This is a genomic window from Pantoea sp. RCC30.1 (genome assembly GCF_058148845.1).
Window position 1 is genome coordinate 32,781 of record NZ_JBXUHX010000029.1, and the last position, 17,554, is coordinate 50,334.

Here is a 17,554-nt window from a genome sequence, read left to right on the forward strand (position 1 = left end):
ATGCATGATAAATATTAAATCCCCAGCAGGGCAGTAATAAACAATTGTTGATGTTTAATGTATGCGTCAGAGAGAAAATGCTTATGCGGAAGGCAAGGAGCCCTGAAATCAGCCGGGATCGCCTGCCTATCGGGGGATTTTTCCAGGAATTTTCCTGGCAGCAATGCTTAAGCAGGGTTGGTGGTAAATACGTAATCGGAGTGAGTAATCAGATAAGCGCTTTATGCTTTATCGTTGGAAGTTTTTATATTTATTTTCATTAACGACCAGCGATAAGTACAGAGAAAAAAGTGAGCTAAGTCATTGATTTATTGTGTCAGGAGCCGGTTGAGTTTCTCCAGATCGTTGCTAACCCATTCAATATCCTGCTTAAATCTCTCATCTGAAGTAAATGGCTGGCGATAAACAGTCACCATCACCTCGGCACCCTGTTCGTTCGCTATTACGCGCATCGGCACGTAGATCTCCTTTCCTGAGCCGCTATCAATCCAGTGATCCATTACGCCAAATGGATTATGTGGTGAGAACCGGATCTTCACATTGCCCTGGGGGCCTTTAGCACGCCAGCGGTTGCCATCGGGTTCTAATGCGCCTTGCGTCAGCCCGGAAGCCCACTTTGGGAAAAATTCCGGTTTCCAGATGGTTTCATAAAGATCTAACCACTGACGCGGAATTGTCAGGCTCAGAGTGCGCGAGGAGAGCATGTAACCTCCGGTGGATAAGCTAAAAAGGCATTAAAGCATGGGGCCAGGCTTGTTAAAACGTTGTTACAGCAGAAGTGTGGTGTTGACAGGGTTTCGTACAAACGTCAGACAGCGGAGGAGGCTGTCTGCCGCTGATTCAGATGAAATTGCCGCGTGCAGAAACCACATGCTCTTCACTATGGCCACTGGCGTGACGCAGAACAAAGCTATCCGACTGCGCCATCACTGCGCAACTGTGATTCGGGAAGATACGCAGAAGCGTGCCAACCTCAGGGCGGCGATCCTGATAAAGCAGAAAACCGTGCTCCTCAGATAACTTTATCACTTCATACGTGTGGCCCGCTTCGTCAGCTGCAATACCAAAGCCGCTGGCATTGGTGCCGTGTGGCCCTTTATCCGAACTCAGCATTTTCGACCCGGCATCCACAATCGCGAAATGATCGTTCACTGCAACCACGCGGGTAATGACGCTCATTGCCAGCTGATCCACGTGACTCAACCCGAGGCGGCATGCCGTAAGATCCAACAGGGCATAGTTTCCGGGCCGGATTTCATTAATGCAGGGCGCAATGTCTGCTGCCAGCGCGGTAGGCGTTGAACCTACTGAGAGTGGGCAGTCAGTAAACCCCGCAGCCTGCAGTTTTGCCTGTACTTGCTGCATCAGTGTTGTTTCCTGCCGCGCCACATCCGCAATGGCCGCGGCGTTACCGGCACCATAAGCGTGACCAGCATGCGACACTAATCCGGCAAAGCGTAATCCTTTGTCCTGCAGCGCTTGGGCAATCAGCACCGCTTCATCTGTATCAGGATTAACGCCAATCCGATGTAAGCCAACATCAACCTTAATCGCCACCGCCAGTTCGCATTCCGGTTGCTGCTGACTGGCCTCAGCAATCGCTGCCACGCCCTGCAGTCTGTCCGCAATCAGGGTGAGTCTGACCTGGTGAAGCATGGCGAGACGCAGCAATTCAGCCACGCTTTGCGGTTGTACAACCGGATAGGCCAACAACAGATCACGAACGCCACCCTGAATGAAACTGATGCCTTCGCTGGGTTTAGAGACGGTAACACCCTGTGCGCCGGACGCGATCTGACGCTGTGCAAACCAGACGCTTTTATGCGTTTTGATATGCGGACGCAGTGCGACGCCTGCCGCACTGGCTTTGCGCTGCATTTGCTGCAGGTTCTGCTCCAGGCGCTCGGCATCCACTTCAATATAGGGCGTAAGGCGATCATCAATCAGCGGACGCTGCCACTGCTGTGTATCGTTGATATCCATAAGATTGTCCGGCATTGACGAGGTAAGAGGATTCATCATTCCTTAATTATCGCTTTGATACCAGCCTGCCGGACGCCGACAGGCGTGCTGAACAGCAGAAACTGCAGAAGTATCTATAACGCCAGTGGCAGTATGAGAGCGCGGAGGTAAAGCAGATGTCGTTCAGCAGATTAAAACAACAAAGCAGGCGCGAGGCCTGCTTTATCAGTTAACTCAGACGTAGAGCGACTCTTCACCTGGTGGTCGGGTTTTGAAGCGACGATGTAGCCAAAGGTACTGTTCGGGTGCGCGGAGGATCTGATTTTCGATCACTTTGTTCATATAAGCTGCAGCAGCAGCTTCGTCCGTATGAGGATAATTTTCCAGCATGGGTTCGATGATCAAATGGTAGCCATCATTTCCTGGATTACGAATCAGCATAATCGGCACCATCGCTGGCTTCGCCAGACGCGACAGAACAAAAGTCCCGTTGGTAGTGGCGGCTTTTTCTACCGCAAACAGCGGCGCAAAGGTGCTGCCTTTAGGGCCGTAATCCTGGTCAGGCGCAAACCAGACTGATTCACCCTGTTTCAGGGCATTAACCATACCGCGTAAATCACGACGGTCGATCATCGCTTTATTAGAGCGCATCCGGCCTTTAGTCTGCACATACTCCATCACCTGGTTATTGTGTGGGCGATACATCGCCATCATTGGCTGACAGAGTCCGCTGATGCGCCCGCCCAGCTCCAGTGACATGAAATGCACGCCAATCAGCATCACACCACGCTTTTCTTTCTGCGCAGCATGCAGGTTTTCCATTCCCGACACTTTAAACAGACGTCTTACCGCACGGTCAGACCAGAACCAGGCAATACCGGTTTCAGCCAGCGCCATCCCGAGCGACGCGAAATTACCGGCGATCATATGTTCTGTTTTTTCTTCGCTGATGCCTGGAAAGCAGAGTTCGATGTTACGACGGGTAATACGCTCGCGGCGCTGCAGGAAATGGCGAGAGATTTTGCCGGCACCGGCACCGAGACGCATAAGAACAGGATAGGGGAGCTGGACCAGCAGCCAGAGCACGCCCAGGCCAAACCAGGTAAACCAATAACGCGGATGCAGCAGCGAACTGCTAAATTTTCCGGTGTTTTTCATTAACAACCTTCATGGGATAGAGGGATGCATCGCACAAAGAGCACTTCCATGAGTCTTAAGGCGGTACAGCTGTACTGATTTCGACCAACATTTTATCAAAAAGTGCCTTCAAAGAAAGGGAAACTCCGGCATCTACAGGATTGACCTGTTTCATGGAACCTGTGCTTCCGGGAAAAAAAAGGAGTTAAATATTTAAATAAGTATCAAATTCAAAACTTTAGGAAAGGTATGCCTTGAATGCAAAGTGTGAAAAATGAGCGTTCAGGAACCGTCTGGAAATGATTATTTATCTATCTTTACGTAGTGATGAGGTGAGCCATGTTAGTGAAACCCCCTTTTATGCTGATAAATGTCAAAAGCCAGTGCCTGAAGAGAGTAAGGCGCCATCACTGACCCTTGATCATTCACCGGTAGTATTAGGTTTTGCTCGATATGACGAATCTGGCAGGCGGTAAGCCGTTGCCACTTTTGTCTGCGGCGGGGTAGCTTTCGGCGCACTTTACATTTACGTATAGCTGGTGGAAGTTTAGGTAGTGCGGATGGTTTTATTGCTGTCCCTCCGCAAGCATTAACGGTTCTATTCTCGATTAACTTTGGTTATCTCCCCGTTGTCATTCAATTTATAGCGCCCTTCATATGTGATAAATATCTCTGTTTCATAGTTAAATCTTTTTATAGTAAGTACGGGCTCTTTATCGATGCAGTTCAATTTTGTTTGCATATCATCGAAACATAGCCTGTCGTACTTATCTTCTTTATATCCATCACCAAAATTCCAGAAAGTAATATTATAGCCACCATAGATAGCGGGTTTGGGAATGTCATAGTGAATTTTGACTCTGTGTTTATTGATCAACCACCAGTCTATTTTACCTTTATCTGTAATTGGAAAGTTTTTTACTAAAACAAAACTGTAGTTGCCGTCCTCATGGACTGCAATAATTTCTACCGGACCAGAGGTCAACCAGAAAAGGTAGCCCATTAGCGTAACGACAGCGACAACAAAAATCAGCAGGTTTTTGTTTATTTTAGCTTTCATTTTGGCATCCGGTGATTTCTACAGTGGCTTCCATATTGGACATGAATGGTTTGAATCCAAACTCATTGTATCGCTGGAGCACAAACCAGATGCGGAAAAAATGGAACTGACCGAATTTTGTTTTCAGAATATCATTACTATCCAGACCAAAGTGATCCTGTACCTTGTAATGCACCACTGCCCGGTAACGAGCATTATCGATGTGCAGTGATTTTAAAGTGATATTCGTTGCCCAGGTATCATGAACGCTGATACCCATACCATTGAAATTATTGTTGAATCTATCGAATTTAGGCAATTTACCGCCCGATATTGCTTTGCGTAACTCGTCTTTCATTTCTATTGGATAGGTGTTTTTTTCCCAATTAATATAATTTTTAATTGCCTCTTTTATTCGTAGCAATGAACTATTTTCACTTTTGTCATTTAGAATCTGCTCTTTCAGTGCCTGATCCAGCGACATATCACTGAAGGAAGCTCCGTTGTTGTTCTGCATATGGGTGATCATTTTTTTGATCAGGCAGCGGAACGGTCCGTGAAGAGAAAATTTATGGGATAACCAGCGGAATTCATCAAACAACATTGCGGCGCACTGCTGGCGGGTAATCTTTTCACCCTGGCCGCGCAGATTACAGCAGAACATGGACTGAGGGCGATTCATTGAGGAACGCCGGATAAGCGTCCAGGGATCAACCTGGTCAGAAATATAATCCAGCCGGTACTGGGATTTTAACTGTGCTTCGGTTAAGTCGCCGTAGCGCATATCTTTAGCGACGTAGTCATCCATCCAGTTTTGGGTTTTGAATATGGCGCAGGGAAACGGTAGTGCGGTCATCGTGAAACTTTCCTTGTGTAATAGTCCATTAAGGTAATCAAAGGGATAATACGCCGGCAGGGGAAAATGTAAACATTGTCTGCCTGAATTCTGATTCCTGCTCGTTTTTTGCCAGTACTATTATAGAGGGTGTTTTCCTGAACATAGGGATTAAGTGGTGCTGCCGTTTGCGGGTATGAAGTACCTATTTATTGTTTACGGAAAATTTGTGTCGTTCTCTGAGTCAATCTGAAATACCGATAGCTGAATCGCCATGGCATTAAATGTCACGTTAAATGACTGTGAGGTATCTGTTCAACCCGTGGCAATTCAAAGTCATGGATAGTGAAGCTGGAAACGTCTGGCATTTCTGCCCGGGCTTTTGCCAGCGCTATCGGCAGAGTGATTTCCTGAACAGGGGGATGATGCGGTTTTGCATCTTTCTGGCTGGCAGTACCCAAGCGCTATTACACGAGAAAATATATAACTCGCGTAACCACTCCACTGCTGGCGCAGGTAACGGTATATCAATGGGATCACCGTTGTTGCTTCGCTCCTCTGGTAAGCTCCAGATAGCAGCGTCAAGATCGAACTCTTCCCACCTTGCTGCGCATAGCTCCATTTTTCGCACACACAGAGCCAGAAATAATTTAAACGTAATTTCATTCTGACGACTGAACCCTTTAGCCGTGCGCATTGCCTGAAATAAACGGATTAACTCACCCCGGGTTAGACAGCGGTCACGGCTCACTTTCTCCCCACCTGTGTCGGACACTTCAAAAGCCGAACATAGGTTAATTTCTAATGCGTGGCGATTGATCCCGTAATCGAATATGCGGCGCGTCCAGCGAAGAACGTCAGTCGCTATTGTTGACGCTCCACGGTCAACACTAGCTTTTAGCATGTCATCAATATGGCGCGGCTTCACATCTTCAACCTTAATATTGCCGATATGCGGGTTTATATCTTTATCGATACGGCGGCGCAAAATATCAGGGTGTTTCCAGCGCGGCAGGATCTGGCGCTCAAAGTATTCAGCGGCAAGCTCTGAAACATGCATCGCGTTCTTTTCAGCTTCCCTTTTCGCCAGTGCTTCGGCTTTTCGCTCTTGCTTCTCTCCGGCAACGTCATAACCCAATGAAACTCGCGCTGATAATTCGCTGGCTGTTTGTCTGGCTTTTGACAGGGATATCTCAGAATAAGAGCCGATGAGCATGGCGTGGGACTTCCCAGCGAACTTATAGCGAAAACGCCAGCTTGGTGATCTGTCTGCTTGCCTGTGCCGCAGATAAAGACCATTGCCATCTGACCGGCCTTCAAATCTTTCTCCGGTCTTTATCCACGCTCGGATCTGCATGCCTGTGAGTTTTGCCATAGGGGCACTTTAATATTGAATAGTGCTTTGTACCCAAAGTGGATCGTGAAAAATGCCGTGGGTACAAGGTATTTGCACGATGTTAGTCAATCATATGTGATGACATGAAAATAAAAAAAGCCCGCAATTAGCGGGCTGGGTTGGTTTTCTGCGATTTTATGCGACAGTATGAAATATTATTCGATATTCTGAATCTGCTCGCGCATCTGCTCAATCAGCACCTTCAGTTCAATGGCTGACGTGGTGATTTCGGCGTTGATCGACTTCGATGCCAGCGTGTTCGACTCACGATTGAACTCCTGCATCATAAAGTCGAGACGGCGGCCCACGGCCTCTTTCTTTTTCAGGATGTTGTAAGTCTCTTTAACGTGCGCATCCAGACGATCCAGCTCTTCAGAAACATCAACCCGCTGCGCCATCATCACCAGTTCCTGCTCAAGGCGATTGTTTTCCAGCTGGACTTCAGCATCTTCCAGTTTGGCGACCAGCCGCTCACGCTGCCATTTGATTACTTCTGGCATCTGCGCACGCACTTTGCTGACTTCCTGCGAGACGCCTTCCAGACGCTGCTCAATCATTGCTTTCAGGGCGGTACCTTCGCTTTCGCGTGCCGCGATAAAGTCATCAAGCGCCCCATCCAGTGCCTGCAACAACTGGGTGTTAATGGCATCCAGATCCTGTTCCTGCGCAGACATTACACCCGGCCAGCGCAGAATATCCAGCGGATTAATCGCGCCTTCGTCGCTCTGCATTTTTACCCAGTTGGCAGCCTGCACCAGCTGTTTCGCCAGCGTTTCGTTGAGCATCAGTTCGCCCTGCGCGCTGGGATCGGCATCATAACGAAGGTTGCACTCAATTTTACCGCGCGTCAGACGCTGGCGAATGCGCTCGCGGATAACCGGCTCCAGCCCACGAAACTGTTCCGGCAGGCGGATGTAGGTTTCCAGATAACGCTGGTTCACGGAACGCAGCTCCCAGGCGGCGCTGCCCCATTCGCCTTTGGCTTCGCTGCGGGCATAAGCGGTCATACTGCGGATCATAAGCGGTACTCATTTGCGGAAAGATGGGTGAAGTATAGCGAGGCGAGCCACGGCATAACAGGCATAAGCGTCGCACAGGAAAATAACGAACCATTTCCGCTTTCAGCGACAGCCACTTATGATGACCATTGACCCTTTGTAAGGATGACTGATCTATGTCTCGCGTTATTGCCCTTCCTGTTGTGATGGCTCTGCTGCTGGCTGGTTGCCAGTCACGCCACTCGCCGCCCACTAAACCGCAACCCATCTGTGCGGGTGGCGACATGATGATGCAGACCACGTTGTGGTTTGGACTGAGCAAGCCTGATGGCGGCAGGGTGAGTTCACTCGACTGGATGAACTTCGTGGATAATGAGGTCACGCCACGGTTTAAAGCGGGGCTGTCGGTCTATGATGCCAAAGGGCAATGGCTGGGCGAGAACGGTCAGCTGGCACGGGAGAACAGTAAGGCGTTGATGCTGATCCACGGGATCGATCCCGCCACCAACGGTGATATAGAGGCGTTACGCAGCCTCTATAAAAAACGGTTTGGTCAGGAGTCGGTTATGCGGGTGGATGCTCCCGTCTGCGTCGGATTCTAAGGCGAAAGTGGGCGGCAGCGCTGCCGCCCGCAGAAGAATCAGATAAACAGACCGGCAAAGGCTGCAGAGAGCAGGCTGACCAGCGTCGAGCCATAGACCAGCTTCCAGCCAAACCGGGAAACCACATTTCCCTGTTTCTCGTTCAGGCCTTTTATTGCACCCGCCACAATGCCAATAGAGGCAAAGTTAGCGAAGGAGACCAGGAATACCGACAGAATACCCAGCCCCCGCGCACTCATGCCCGCCGCGACTTTCTGTAGCTCAATCATCGCCACAAACTCATTCGCCACCAGCTTGGTCGCCATAATGCTGGCCGCCTGCAGGGCATCGGCTTTGGGAATGCCAATCAGCCAGGCCAGAGGATAGAACAGATAGCCGAGCAACTGCTGGAAGCTGTAGCCGAACACCGCCGCAAAGAGCGCGTTGACCGCAGCAATCAGGGCAATAAAGCCAATCAGCATCGCCAGAATGATCATCGCAACTTTGAAGCCTGCCAGGATGTACTCGCCCAGCATCTCAAAGAAGCTCTGCTCTTCATGCAGCTTTTCCAGCGCGATAGGTTGCTCATCCTGGTTTTTCATCGGGTTGATGATCGACAGAATAATAAAAGTACTGAACATGTTAAGCAGCAGTGCCGCAACCACATACTTCGGTTCAATCATCGACATATAAGCACCGACAATCGACAGCGAAACAGTGGACATCGCGGTCGCCGCCATGGTGTAGAGCCGGCGAGGCGGGATATCGCCCAGAATCCCTTTATAGGCGATAAAGTTTTCCGACTGACCGAGAATCAGCGTGCTGACGGCGTTAAACGACTCCAGCTTGCCCATGCCGTTAATTTTCGACAGCAGTGTCCCGAAAATACGGATCAGCAGTGGCAGGATGCGCCAGTGCTGCAGTATGCCGATTAGCGCTGAAATAAAGACAATCGGGCAGAGCACGCCAAGGAAGATAAATGCCAGCCCCTGCTTGCTCATTCCGCCAAACACGAACTCCGTGCCCTGCGCAGCAAAGCCCAGCAGTGTCTCAAAGAAACCGGCGAACGAACCGACCAGCGCGAGACCTCCGGCGGAGTGAAGGAAGAACCAGCCCAGCGCGGCTTCCACCACAATCAGTTGAACTATAAAGCGCAGGCGAATCTGTTTACGGTCATGACTGACCAGCAGCGCAAGGGCGAAAATCACCACCAGCGCCAGCAGGAAATGAAGAATGGCGGCCATATGTCTTTTTTATCAGAGAGAAAGGAAAGCGCATTTAGCCACAGCTGGCCGGGAATTTCATCTGATGCCTGCGCCAGGCCGGCGTAAGAGACAGCGGGCAAGGAAGTCCGTATAATGCGCAGCCAATCATTAGCAAGCCGGAGAATACCCATGCGTCCAGCAGGCCGTAGCGCACAACAGGTGCGTCCAGTCACATTGACCCGCAATTACACCAAACACGCAGAGGGTTCCGTTCTGGTGGAATTCGGCGAAACGAAAGTGCTTTGCACTGCCTCCGTAGACGAAGGGGTTCCGCGGTTCCTTAAAGGCCAGGGCCAGGGTTGGGTCACGGCCGAATATGGCATGCTGCCGCGTTCGACCCACAGCCGTATGGCGCGTGAAGCTGCAAAAGGCAAGCAGGGCGGCCGTACGCTGGAGATTCAGCGTCTAATCGCCCGTTCACTGCGCGCCGCAGTTGATCTTAAAGCTCTGGGTGAATTTACCATCACGCTGGACTGTGACGTGATCCAGGCCGATGGGGGCACCCGCACTGCATCAATCACTGGTGCCTGTGTGGCACTGGCTGATGCGCTGAACAAACTGGTAGCCAGCGGCAAGCTGAAAGCAAACCCGATGAAGGGCATGGTCGCAGCGATTTCGGTGGGTATCGTCAAGGGCGAAGCGCTGTGCGATCTGGAGTATGTTGAAGACTCAGCGGCAGAAACCGACATGAACGTCGTGATGCTGGAAGATGGCCGCATGATCGAGGTGCAGGGCACTGCCGAGGGCGAACCGTTCAGCCATGAAGAGTTGCTGACGCTACTAGCGCTGGCACGCGGCGGAATTGAGGAATTAATTCAGGCGCAGAAAGCGGCGCTGGAAAATTGATGTAACAGGCGACCTCAGAGTCGCCTTTTCTTTATTTGAGGAGTGAGAAATGAAAGCCTGGCAGCGTCAGTTTATTGAATTCGCCCTGAACAAACAGGTGCTGAAGTTCGGTGAGTTCACTTTGAAGTCCGGGCGTAAAAGCCCCTATTTCTTTAATGCCGGTCTGTTTAACAGCGGACGGGATTTAGCGCTGCTGGGACGCTTCTACGCGCAGGCGCTGGTGGATGGCGCTGTCGATTTCGATCTGCTGTTCGGCCCGGCCTATAAAGGCATTCCGATTGCCACCACTACAGCGGTGGCGCTGGCGGATCATCATGACTGCGATGTGCCTTACTGCTTCAACCGTAAAGAAGCCAAAGATCACGGTGAAGGCGGCCTGCTGGTGGGCAGCCCATTGCAGGGCAAAGTGATGCTGGTGGACGATGTGATCACCGCCGGTACTGCGATTCGTGAGTCGATGGATATTATCGGCGCGCATAACGCTACCCTGGCAGGCGTGCTGGTTTCGCTTGATCGTCAGGAGCGTGGACGTGGAGACATGTCGGCGATTCAGGAAGTGGAACGTGATTACGGCTGTAAAGTAACCGCGATTATCACCCTGGCAGACCTGATTGCCTGGCTGGAAGAGAAGCCAGAGATGGCCGATCATCTGGCACAGGTCCGTGCTTATCAGAAAGCGTACGGGATTTAACAGAGGCGGGCGCAATGCCCGCCTTCTTTGACCCTTTACGCCAGTTGGGCGGCAATAAGCGGCCAGCGAGCCTCAAAGTCCGCAGTAGGACTGAAACGAAACTCTGAACGGACATACCTCGACAGTAAGCCTTCACAAAACGCCAGCAGCTGACTTGCCAGTAACGCCTCATCAGCCTGAAAGGCTTCGCCCTCACGCATTTTCCGTTCACGCATCACCTGTCGCAGTTGCACTTCAATCCGCTCAAACAGCTGATTGATACGTCCCTGCAGTCGGTCCTGCTCAAACATCAGAGCATGGCCGGTCAGAATGCGCGTCAGTCCCGGATTACGCTCACCAAATCCCAGAATCAATTGCACGATCAGACGCAGACGCGTCATGGTCTCTTTTTCATCCTTGAGGATCAGATTGATGCGGGTAATCAGACTGTCTTCGATAAACTCAATCAGGCTATCGAACATCCGTGTCTTACTGGGGAAGTGACGATACAGCGCCGCTTCGGAAACGCCCACCGTGGCTGCCAGTTTGGCTGTGGTAATACGCTGACTGCCATCACCCGACTCCAGCATCTGCGCCAGAGCCTGCAAAATCTCTTCGCGACGATTCCGCTTCGCGACTTTTTTTTCTGCCATGACCTTAAAGACCCCTGAAATTCACCTAAAAACAGGCAACACCTACGCATCTGCCACAGGAACGCGCGCGTCCTGCGACGATGAGGAAAAATAACGGGCGTAAGTGAAAGTCGGTAATGCGGGTTACTGGCGACCGGAGTGGCCGAAGCCGCCTTCGCCGCGCAGGCTGGCGTCGAAATCTTCGACCAGGTTAAATTCCGCCTGCACTACGGGTACAAACACCAGTTGTGCCATGCGATCGCCGGGCTGCAGCGAGAAGCTTTCCTGACCGCGATTCCAGACCGATACCATCAGCTGTCCCTGATAGTCAGAGTCAATCAGACCCACCAGGTTGCCCAGCACGATGCCATGTTTGTGGCCAAGGCCTGAGCGCGGCAGGATCACTGCGGCCAGATCGGGGTCAGCGATATGAATCGCCAGGCCAGTCGGAACCAGCGTTGTGGTGCCTGGTGCGATGTCGAGAACATCATCAATGCAGGCGCGTAAATCTAACCCAGCGGAACCTGAAGTCGCGTAGGTCGGCAATGGGAACTCTTTGCCGACGCGCGGATCCAGGATTTTAACGTCTATTTTTTTCATCATAACGGCTGACAATCTCGTCTATTAATTGTTGGCCAAGGAGAGACTTATCGCTGAGCGGTAAGCGTTTTTCTCCATCCTGCCAAAAAAGGTGAAGAGCATTGGTGTCGCTATTAAACCCCTGTCCGGCTTTAGCGACGTCGTTAGCGCAGATCAGATCCAGATTCTTGCGCATCCGTTTTTGCCGGGCGTATTCTTCCACATTCTGTGTTTCAGCAGCAAATCCAACGACGAATGGCCGGTTTTTCTGAAGTGCGGCGACGCCGGCAACAATATCGGGATTCTTTACCAGGTTCAGCGTGACGTTATCATCGCCACCCTGTTTCTTGATTTTATCGGCCGCAATATCGGCTGCCCGGTAGTCTGCCACGGCTGCGCTTGCAATGAAAATATGTTGTTTATCTATCTCACTCATCACAGCAGCCTGCATCTCCAGCGCGCTGTTAACATCAACGCGTCGCACACCGGCAGGTGCAGCCAGGGTGACCGGGCCGCTGACCAGCGTCACCTGCGCGCCGCGCCTGGCAGCCGCAGCCGCAATCGCAAAGCCCATTTTTCCGGAGCTGTGATTCGTGATGTAGCGCACCGGATCCAGTGCCTCTCGGGTCGGGCCGGCGGTAATCATAATGTTGAGATGTTGCAGATCGTTGACGGGCGCGGCCCACTGCACCGCATGGTCAACAATCGCCAGCGGGTCAAGCATCCGACCCGGCCCGACGTCACCACAGGCCTGGCTGCCGCTGTCCGGTCCCCAAATCAGCACGCCTCGCTCGTGAAGCGTCTGAAGGTTTTTCTGGGTCACCGCCGCGCGATACATCTGCTGATTCATGGCGGGCACCACCGCGACGGGTGAAGCCGTCGCTAACACAGCGGTCGTCACCAAATCGTTTGCCATACCGGCGGTAACACGAGCAATCAGGTCGGCAGTGGCTGGTGCCAGCACAATCAGATCGGCCCATTTTGCCAGTTCAATATGACCCATCGCCGCTTCCGCAGCTGGATCAAGCAGATCGTCAAATACCGGATAGCCGGAGACGGCCTGCAGGCTGAGCGGAGTAATAAACGCTTTAGCGCCCTCTGTCATCATTACGCGCACATCAGCGCCACGATCGCGCAGGCGGCGCACCAGCTCAGGTGCTTTGTAAGCAGCGATACCACCGCTCACGCCAAGAAGAATTTTTTTGCCGGCTAATCCCATCATGATGTTGGCCTCACTAAGCTCTCTGCCGCTCGCGGCGGCGAATGCACGGACTTTATCACAAAAGCGCGAATGCGCCTTTTCAGCGACTGCCTTTGCGATCCGTCTCGTAGATTGCCGCTCCACTGATAGCCGCTCTCTCCAGGATGAGCCATTCTGAGGCGCATCTCAGGGAGAGCGAACATGAAAATTAAGGGACCACGTGAAAAACTTCAGAAGCTGGGCGCCCATTCGCTCAGCGATACCGAACTGCTGGCCATTTTTTTGCGTACCGGATCGCCGGGGCAGAACGTTCTTGAACTGGCCGGACAGATGCTGGACGGTTTTGGCTCGCTTTATCAGCTCATGACGTCAGAAAAAGCGGCATTCGTTGAAATCAAAGGGGTCGGTGATGCCAAGCTGGCACAACTTCACGCGATTGCCGAACTGGCGAAGCGCTTTTTCGCCAGTAAGCTGGCCCGCGAAAGCGCAATGGAAAATCCACAAATCACGCGCCAGTATCTGCAAAGTCTGTTAGCCCATCAGGAGCGTGAAATCTTTATGGTCCTGTTTCTGGATAACCAGCATCGGGTGCTGCGGGCGCAAAATATGTTCTCGGGTTCCATTAACAGCGTGGAGGTTCATCCCCGCGAGATCGTCCGCGAAGCGCTGAAGCTCAACGCAGCCGCCCTGATACTGGCGCATAATCACCCGTCGGGCATGGCCGAACCGAGCCGGGCAGACCGTGAAGTGACCCATAAAGTCAGCGAAGCCTGCCAGTTGCTCGACATCCGCTTGCTCGATCATCTGGTGATTGGTCATGGTGAATATGTCTCGTTTGCGGAGCGGGGATGGCTCTGATACGGGGAAATTTCACTCCATGTGGCGTCTTTTTGCCCGATCATTCGGGATCTTTATCTGTTCGGGACTTGAGCACTTGGGCTGAGCGGCGTATACTACGCCACCTTTGAGAATCTCGGGTTTGGCGGTTAGGCCAGTCTAGCGGGTTCCATGGAATTCGCCTGGCGGGCTGCAAGCCTGACGAGGCGGCCCAAACCTAATTTTTAAAGCTCGAGCTGATTTGATTTTTGGAGATATTGACATGTCACGAGTCTGCCAGGTAACTGGAAAGCGTCCGGTGACGGGTAACAACCGTTCCCACGCAATGAACGCGACGAAACGCCGTTTCCTTCCGAACCTGCACTCACACCGTTTTTGGGTTGAGAGCGAGAAGCGCTTCGTTACTCTGCGTGTATCTGTTAAAGGTATGCGTATTATTGATAAAAAGGGCATTGATACGGTGTTAGCCGATATGCGTGCCCGTGGTGAGAAGTACTAAGGTACTAAGGAACTGAATCATGGCTAAAGGTATTCGTGAGAAGATCAAGCTGGTTTCCTCTGCTGGTACAGGTCACTTCTATACCACCACGAAGAACAAACGTACTAAACCAGAGAAGCTGGAACTGAAAAAGTTCGATCCGGTTGTGCGTCAGCATGTGCTCTACAAAGAAGCTAAAATTAAGTAATTTTAGTGTTCTGCTAAAAACCCGGCTCCGGCCGGGTTTTTTGTTTGTGTAAAACGCTGAGGAGAGGGTATGCCAGAGTTGCCAGAGGTTGAAACCAGCCGCCGCGGTATCGAACCGCATTTGGTTGGTGAAACCATCCTTCACGCCGTGGTGCGTAATTCACGTCTGCGCTGGCCTGTTTCGCAGGAGATCCTGGCGCTGAGCGATCAACCGGTTCTCAGCGTGCAGCGCCGGGCGAAATATCTGCTGCTGGAGCTGCCGCATGGCTGGATTATTATCCACCTTGGCATGTCGGGCAGCCTGCGCGTGCTGTCAGAGGAGCTGCCAGCGGCGAAGCATGACCATGTTGATTTAGTGATGAGCAACGGTAAAGTGCTGCGCTACACCGATCCGCGCCGCTTTGGAGCCTGGCTCTGGAGCAGCGATTTGGCAGGGAGCAGCGTACTGGCACATCTCGGGCCGGAGCCGCTCAGCGAGGCGTTTGACGGGGCTTACCTGTTCGATAAGTCACGTGGCAAGCGGACGCTGATCAAGCAGTGGCTGATGGATAATAAAGTTGTGGTGGGCGTGGGAAACATTTACGCCAGCGAGTCTCTGTTTACCGCCGGGATCATTCCCGATCGTGCTGCCGGAAGCCTGTCGCAGGCCGAAGCAGAGCTACTGGTCAATACCATCAAAGCGGTGCTGTTACGCTCGATTGAGCAGGGCGGGACCACGCTGCGTGACTTCCTACAGACCGACGGCAAGCCGGGCTATTTTGCACAGCAGTTGCAGGTTTATGGCCGGGCAGGTGAACCCTGCCGTGCATGCGGTACGCCGATTGTCAGCGGCAGGCATGGGCAGCGCAGCACCTACTGGTGCCCGAACTGCCAGCATTAAGCCAGTTTAGCCAGCAGTGCCTGATGTACCGGCGCGGGCAGGAAGGCGCTGACATCGCCGCCGTGACGCGCCACCTCTTTGACCAGTGAAGAAGAGATAAAAGAAAAACCTTCAGACGGCATCAGGAAGACACTTTCCAGCGTCGGCAGCAGATGACGATTCATCTGCGCCAGCTGCATTTCAAATTCAAAATCTGACACTGCACGTAAGCCACGGACAAGTACATTCGCCTGCTGATCACGGGCGAAATTTGCCATCAGGTCGCTGAAGCCGACGACCTTAACGTTGGGCAGATGGGCTATGACTTCATCAGCCAGCGCCACGCGCTCATCCAGGCTGAACATCGGTTTTTTACTGGGGCTGGCGGCAACGGCCAGAATGACCTGATCAAACATCTGTGCTGCACGCGTCACGATGTCGACATGGCCAAGCGTCACAGGATCAAACGTACCGGGATAGATGGCTTTCGTGGTCATACTCGCCCTTTTGCCGAAGCATGATTCAGCGCCCAGAGGGCTGAATATTTATTGAAGGTATATTGCGCGTTGACTACCGCCAGAATCCAGCCCTGCCTGCCGTCGAGAAAACCGGCACGCAGCAGCAGCGTTTTCACAAACGCGCCCAGCGTATGGCTGAACACAGAAAACAGGCTGCAACGCTTACCGCACTGATGGCGTTCCTTAGCCCAGGCTTCAGCATAGGCCAGTTGCTTACGCTGAAAGGCGACTAAATCGCGGCAGGTCAGATGTTCCAGATCGCCAGGCAACGCCACCACAGGCGCGCCGTCACTCTGCAGTGATTCATGCACCAGATTGTCATTGTAGCGGAAGGTGCGGGGATAGAGGCGCATTACGCGGTCGGGATACCAGCCACTGTGGCGCATAAAGCGGCCGAGAAACAGATTACTGCGGCCCAGACTATAAACCGTGCGGCTGGGGGGGGCGGCCAGCACCTGCTCAATCGCGGCACGCAGTTCGGGTGAAACACGCTCATCCGCATCGATCATCAGAATCATGTCGCCAGTGGCATAGTCCTGCGCGCGCTGGCGCTGAATGCCATAGCCCTGCCAGTCATCGTTGCGGTAGACCTGCGCCCCGGCCTGCGTGGCGATTTCGACACTGTCGTCACTGCTGCCAGAGTCCAGAACGATAATTTCATCGGCCCAGCTGACCGAAGCAAGGCAATCAGGCAGCAGTTCCGCTTCATTTTTGGCGATCATCACCACGGAAAGACGTTGGCGTACTGACATTAGTGGGTCCGGGGTGGCAGATGCGGTTCGAGTAACTGTAGCAGACGCTGGAGCGCACCCTGGTTCTGGTGCAACACGTCTACCGCATGGCGTCCGTAATAACGGCGGTAATCATCATCCTGCAACAGGTTGGTGACCTCTTTTTCCAGCGAAATCACGTCCGTGACGGTGATCAGTCCCTGACCCTCCTGCAACTTGCTGCAGATATCTTTGAAGTTCCAGATATGAGGTCCCATCAGCACCGGAAGAGCATGGGCGGCAGGTTCGAGCGGGTTGTGCCCACCCCGTTCAACCAGGCTGCCGCCGACAAACGCCAGATCGGCAATGCCGTAAAGCAGCATCAGTTCACCCATCGAATCACCGATGACCACCTGCGTTGAGCCAGAAGGGATCTCGCCGCTGCTGCGCAGGATAAAACTAAAGCCACGTGCCTGCGTCAGTTCTCGTGCATCGTTGAAGCGCTCGGGATGGCGGGGAACCAGAATCAGCAGCAGATCCGGAAAGGTCTGCAGCAGGCGACGATGGGCATCCAGCACAATAGCCTCTTCCCCTTCATGCGTACTGGTGGCGATCCACACCGGACGGCGAGGCGCCCACTGACGACGCAGCGTCACCGCTCTGGCGGCCAGTTCTGGCGTCACGGAAATATCAAATTTCAGGCTGCCGGTAATCGTCAGTTGTGAACGTTTCAGGCCCAGGCTCAGGAAGCGGTCGCCATCTTCTGCGTTCTGCGCCGCGATCAGCGTGATGCTTTGCAACAGC

General features: G+C 52.6%; 20 protein-coding genes and 1 pseudogene. 7 read left to right on the forward strand and 14 right to left on the reverse strand.

Annotated elements, in window-relative coordinates:
- Positions 1-308: 308 nt before the first annotated feature.
- The 7 genes and pseudogenes from AC2LB6_RS20025 to AC2LB6_RS20055 form a co-directional block, all read right to left on the reverse strand.
- A complete protein-coding gene (locus AC2LB6_RS20025) occupies positions 309-704 on the reverse strand; it encodes a polyketide cyclase (RefSeq protein ID WP_490094846.1) in 396 nt (131 codons plus the stop codon).
- A gap of 136 nt (positions 705-840) precedes the next feature.
- Positions 841-1,983: an alanine racemase gene (locus tag AC2LB6_RS20030; RefSeq protein WP_490094847.1), complete on the reverse strand. Its 1,143-nt coding sequence runs from the start codon at positions 1,981-1,983 to the stop codon at positions 841-843.
- A gap of 213 nt (positions 1,984-2,196) precedes the next feature.
- On the reverse strand, positions 2,197-3,120 hold the full coding sequence (gene lpxP, locus AC2LB6_RS20035) for a kdo(2)-lipid IV(A) palmitoleoyltransferase (protein ID WP_490094848.1): 924 nt from the start codon (positions 3,118-3,120) through the stop codon (positions 2,197-2,199).
- Between the two features lie 577 nt (positions 3,121-3,697).
- Complete coding sequence (locus tag AC2LB6_RS20040; protein WP_490094849.1) at positions 3,698-4,159, reverse strand: DUF943 family protein; 462 nt, start codon at positions 4,157-4,159, stop codon at positions 3,698-3,700.
- Positions 4,149-4,994: a YPO3983 family protein gene (locus AC2LB6_RS20045; protein ID WP_490094850.1), complete on the reverse strand. Its 846-nt coding sequence runs from the start codon at positions 4,992-4,994 to the stop codon at positions 4,149-4,151. Before AC2LB6_RS20045 ends, AC2LB6_RS20040 begins: the two co-directional genes overlap by 11 nt.
- Positions 4,995-5,305: 311 nt before the next feature.
- Positions 5,306-6,348: pseudogene (locus tag AC2LB6_RS20050) on the reverse strand (tyrosine-type recombinase/integrase); the annotation flags it as partial.
- A 176-nt stretch (positions 6,349-6,524) separates the two neighbouring features.
- Positions 6,525-7,388 carry a YicC/YloC family endoribonuclease gene (locus AC2LB6_RS20055; protein WP_010258384.1) on the reverse strand — a complete coding sequence of 288 codons (864 nt, stop codon included), beginning with the start codon at positions 7,386-7,388 and terminating at the stop codon, positions 6,525-6,527.
- Between the two features lie 155 nt (positions 7,389-7,543).
- On the opposite strand from AC2LB6_RS20055, the gene AC2LB6_RS20060 reads away from it, so the two are divergent.
- Positions 7,544-7,969, forward strand: a complete 426-nt coding sequence (locus tag AC2LB6_RS20060) for a DUF3574 domain-containing protein (protein WP_490094851.1) — start codon at positions 7,544-7,546, stop codon at positions 7,967-7,969.
- A gap of 38 nt (positions 7,970-8,007) precedes the next feature.
- Here the strand turns inward: AC2LB6_RS20060 and AC2LB6_RS20065 are convergent, their stop codons facing one another.
- Entirely contained in the window at positions 8,008-9,192 is a 1,185-nt protein-coding gene (locus AC2LB6_RS20065; protein ID WP_490094852.1) for a NupC/NupG family nucleoside CNT transporter, read from the reverse strand.
- A gap of 150 nt (positions 9,193-9,342) precedes the next feature.
- Here AC2LB6_RS20065 and rph point away from each other — a divergent pair, with 150 nt between their 5' ends.
- Positions 9,343-10,059 carry a ribonuclease PH gene (gene rph / locus AC2LB6_RS20070; RefSeq protein WP_010258378.1) on the forward strand — a complete coding sequence of 239 codons (717 nt, stop codon included), beginning with the start codon at positions 9,343-9,345 and terminating at the stop codon, positions 10,057-10,059.
- Positions 10,060-10,108: 49 nt separating this feature from the next.
- Complete coding sequence (gene pyrE, locus AC2LB6_RS20075; RefSeq protein WP_490094853.1) at positions 10,109-10,750, forward strand: orotate phosphoribosyltransferase; 642 nt, start codon at positions 10,109-10,111, stop codon at positions 10,748-10,750.
- A gap of 35 nt (positions 10,751-10,785) precedes the next feature.
- On the opposite strand, the gene slmA is transcribed toward pyrE, so the two are convergent.
- The 3 genes from slmA to coaBC form a co-directional block, all read right to left on the reverse strand.
- A complete protein-coding gene (gene slmA / locus AC2LB6_RS20080) occupies positions 10,786-11,382 on the reverse strand; it encodes a nucleoid occlusion factor SlmA (protein ID WP_010258372.1) in 597 nt (198 codons plus the stop codon).
- 123 nt (positions 11,383-11,505) lie between these two features.
- On the reverse strand, positions 11,506-11,964 hold the full coding sequence (gene dut / locus AC2LB6_RS20085; protein ID WP_022624903.1) for a dUTP diphosphatase: 459 nt from the start codon (positions 11,962-11,964) through the stop codon (positions 11,506-11,508).
- Entirely contained in the window at positions 11,942-13,162 is a 1,221-nt protein-coding gene (gene coaBC / locus AC2LB6_RS20090; RefSeq protein ID WP_490094854.1) for a bifunctional phosphopantothenoylcysteine decarboxylase/phosphopantothenate--cysteine ligase CoaBC, read from the reverse strand. Before coaBC ends, dut begins: the two co-directional genes overlap by 23 nt.
- Before the next feature lie 180 nt (positions 13,163-13,342).
- Between coaBC and radC the strand changes: the two genes are divergently transcribed.
- The 4 genes from radC to mutM all read left to right on the forward strand — a co-directional run bounded on the left by radC (position 13,343) and on the right by mutM (position 15,543).
- A complete protein-coding gene (radC, locus tag AC2LB6_RS20095) occupies positions 13,343-13,999 on the forward strand; it encodes a RadC family protein (RefSeq protein WP_490094855.1) in 657 nt (218 codons plus the stop codon).
- Between the two features lie 241 nt (positions 14,000-14,240).
- On the forward strand, positions 14,241-14,477 hold the full coding sequence (gene rpmB, locus AC2LB6_RS20100) for a 50S ribosomal protein L28 (protein ID WP_006121249.1): 237 nt from the start codon (positions 14,241-14,243) through the stop codon (positions 14,475-14,477).
- Between the two features lie 19 nt (positions 14,478-14,496).
- A complete protein-coding gene (gene rpmG, locus AC2LB6_RS20105) occupies positions 14,497-14,664 on the forward strand; it encodes a 50S ribosomal protein L33 (protein ID WP_003024094.1) in 168 nt (55 codons plus the stop codon).
- A gap of 69 nt (positions 14,665-14,733) precedes the next feature.
- Positions 14,734-15,543, forward strand: coding sequence for a bifunctional DNA-formamidopyrimidine glycosylase/DNA-(apurinic or apyrimidinic site) lyase (gene mutM, locus AC2LB6_RS20110; RefSeq protein WP_490094856.1), 810 nt, complete (start codon positions 14,734-14,736; stop codon positions 15,541-15,543).
- Here the strand turns inward: mutM and coaD are convergent.
- The 3 genes from coaD to AC2LB6_RS20125 all read right to left on the reverse strand — a co-directional run.
- A complete protein-coding gene (gene coaD, locus AC2LB6_RS20115; RefSeq protein ID WP_490094857.1) occupies positions 15,540-16,019 on the reverse strand; it encodes a pantetheine-phosphate adenylyltransferase in 480 nt (159 codons plus the stop codon). The two genes, mutM and coaD, sit on opposite strands and share 4 nt — an antisense overlap.
- Positions 16,016-16,792, reverse strand: coding sequence for a glycosyltransferase family 2 protein (locus AC2LB6_RS20120; protein ID WP_490094858.1), 777 nt, complete (start codon positions 16,790-16,792; stop codon positions 16,016-16,018). The genes coaD and AC2LB6_RS20120 overlap by 4 nt, the downstream gene beginning before the upstream one ends.
- On the reverse strand, positions 16,792-17,554 hold a 763-nt coding region (locus AC2LB6_RS20125), incomplete at its 5' end, for a 3-deoxy-D-manno-octulosonic acid transferase (protein WP_490094859.1). The genes AC2LB6_RS20125 and AC2LB6_RS20120, both read right to left, overlap by 1 nt.

Bases quoted from the DNA above. Each gene is read 5' to 3' on its own strand.
- rph (WP_010258378.1), top strand. From the start codon at position 9,343: ATGCGTCCAGCAGGCCGTAGCGCACAACAGGTGCGTCCAGTCACATTG.
- AC2LB6_RS20065 (WP_490094852.1), bottom strand. From the start codon at position 9,192: ATGGCCGCCATTCTTCATTTCCTGCTGGCGCTGGTGGTGATTTTCGCC.
- lpxP (WP_490094848.1), bottom strand. From the start codon at position 3,120: ATGAAAAACACCGGAAAATTTAGCAGTTCGCTGCTGCATCCGCGTTAT.
- coaBC (WP_490094854.1), bottom strand. From the start codon at position 13,162: ATGATGGGATTAGCCGGCAAAAAAATTCTTCTTGGCGTGAGCGGTGGT.
- mutM (WP_490094856.1), top strand. From the start codon at position 14,734: ATGCCAGAGTTGCCAGAGGTTGAAACCAGCCGCCGCGGTATCGAACCG.
- AC2LB6_RS20120 (WP_490094858.1), bottom strand. From the start codon at position 16,792: ATGTCAGTACGCCAACGTCTTTCCGTGGTGATGATCGCCAAAAATGAA.
- coaD (WP_490094857.1), bottom strand. From the start codon at position 16,019: ATGACCACGAAAGCCATCTATCCCGGTACGTTTGATCCTGTGACGCTT.
- AC2LB6_RS20040 (WP_490094849.1), bottom strand. From the start codon at position 4,159: ATGAAAGCTAAAATAAACAAAAACCTGCTGATTTTTGTTGTCGCTGTC.
- pyrE (WP_490094853.1), top strand. From the start codon at position 10,109: ATGAAAGCCTGGCAGCGTCAGTTTATTGAATTCGCCCTGAACAAACAG.
- radC (WP_490094855.1), top strand. From the start codon at position 13,343: ATGAAAATTAAGGGACCACGTGAAAAACTTCAGAAGCTGGGCGCCCAT.
- slmA (WP_010258372.1), bottom strand. From the start codon at position 11,382: ATGGCAGAAAAAAAAGTCGCGAAGCGGAATCGTCGCGAAGAGATTTTG.
- AC2LB6_RS20025 (WP_490094846.1), bottom strand. From the start codon at position 704: ATGCTCTCCTCGCGCACTCTGAGCCTGACAATTCCGCGTCAGTGGTTA.
- AC2LB6_RS20030 (WP_490094847.1), bottom strand. From the start codon at position 1,983: ATGGATATCAACGATACACAGCAGTGGCAGCGTCCGCTGATTGATGAT.
- AC2LB6_RS20060 (WP_490094851.1), top strand. From the start codon at position 7,544: ATGTCTCGCGTTATTGCCCTTCCTGTTGTGATGGCTCTGCTGCTGGCT.
- rpmB (WP_006121249.1), top strand. From the start codon at position 14,241: ATGTCACGAGTCTGCCAGGTAACTGGAAAGCGTCCGGTGACGGGTAAC.
- AC2LB6_RS20055 (WP_010258384.1), bottom strand. From the start codon at position 7,388: ATGATCCGCAGTATGACCGCTTATGCCCGCAGCGAAGCCAAAGGCGAA.
- dut (WP_022624903.1), bottom strand. From the start codon at position 11,964: ATGATGAAAAAAATAGACGTTAAAATCCTGGATCCGCGCGTCGGCAAA.
- AC2LB6_RS20045 (WP_490094850.1), bottom strand. From the start codon at position 4,994: ATGACCGCACTACCGTTTCCCTGCGCCATATTCAAAACCCAAAACTGG.
- rpmG (WP_003024094.1), top strand. From the start codon at position 14,497: ATGGCTAAAGGTATTCGTGAGAAGATCAAGCTGGTTTCCTCTGCTGGT.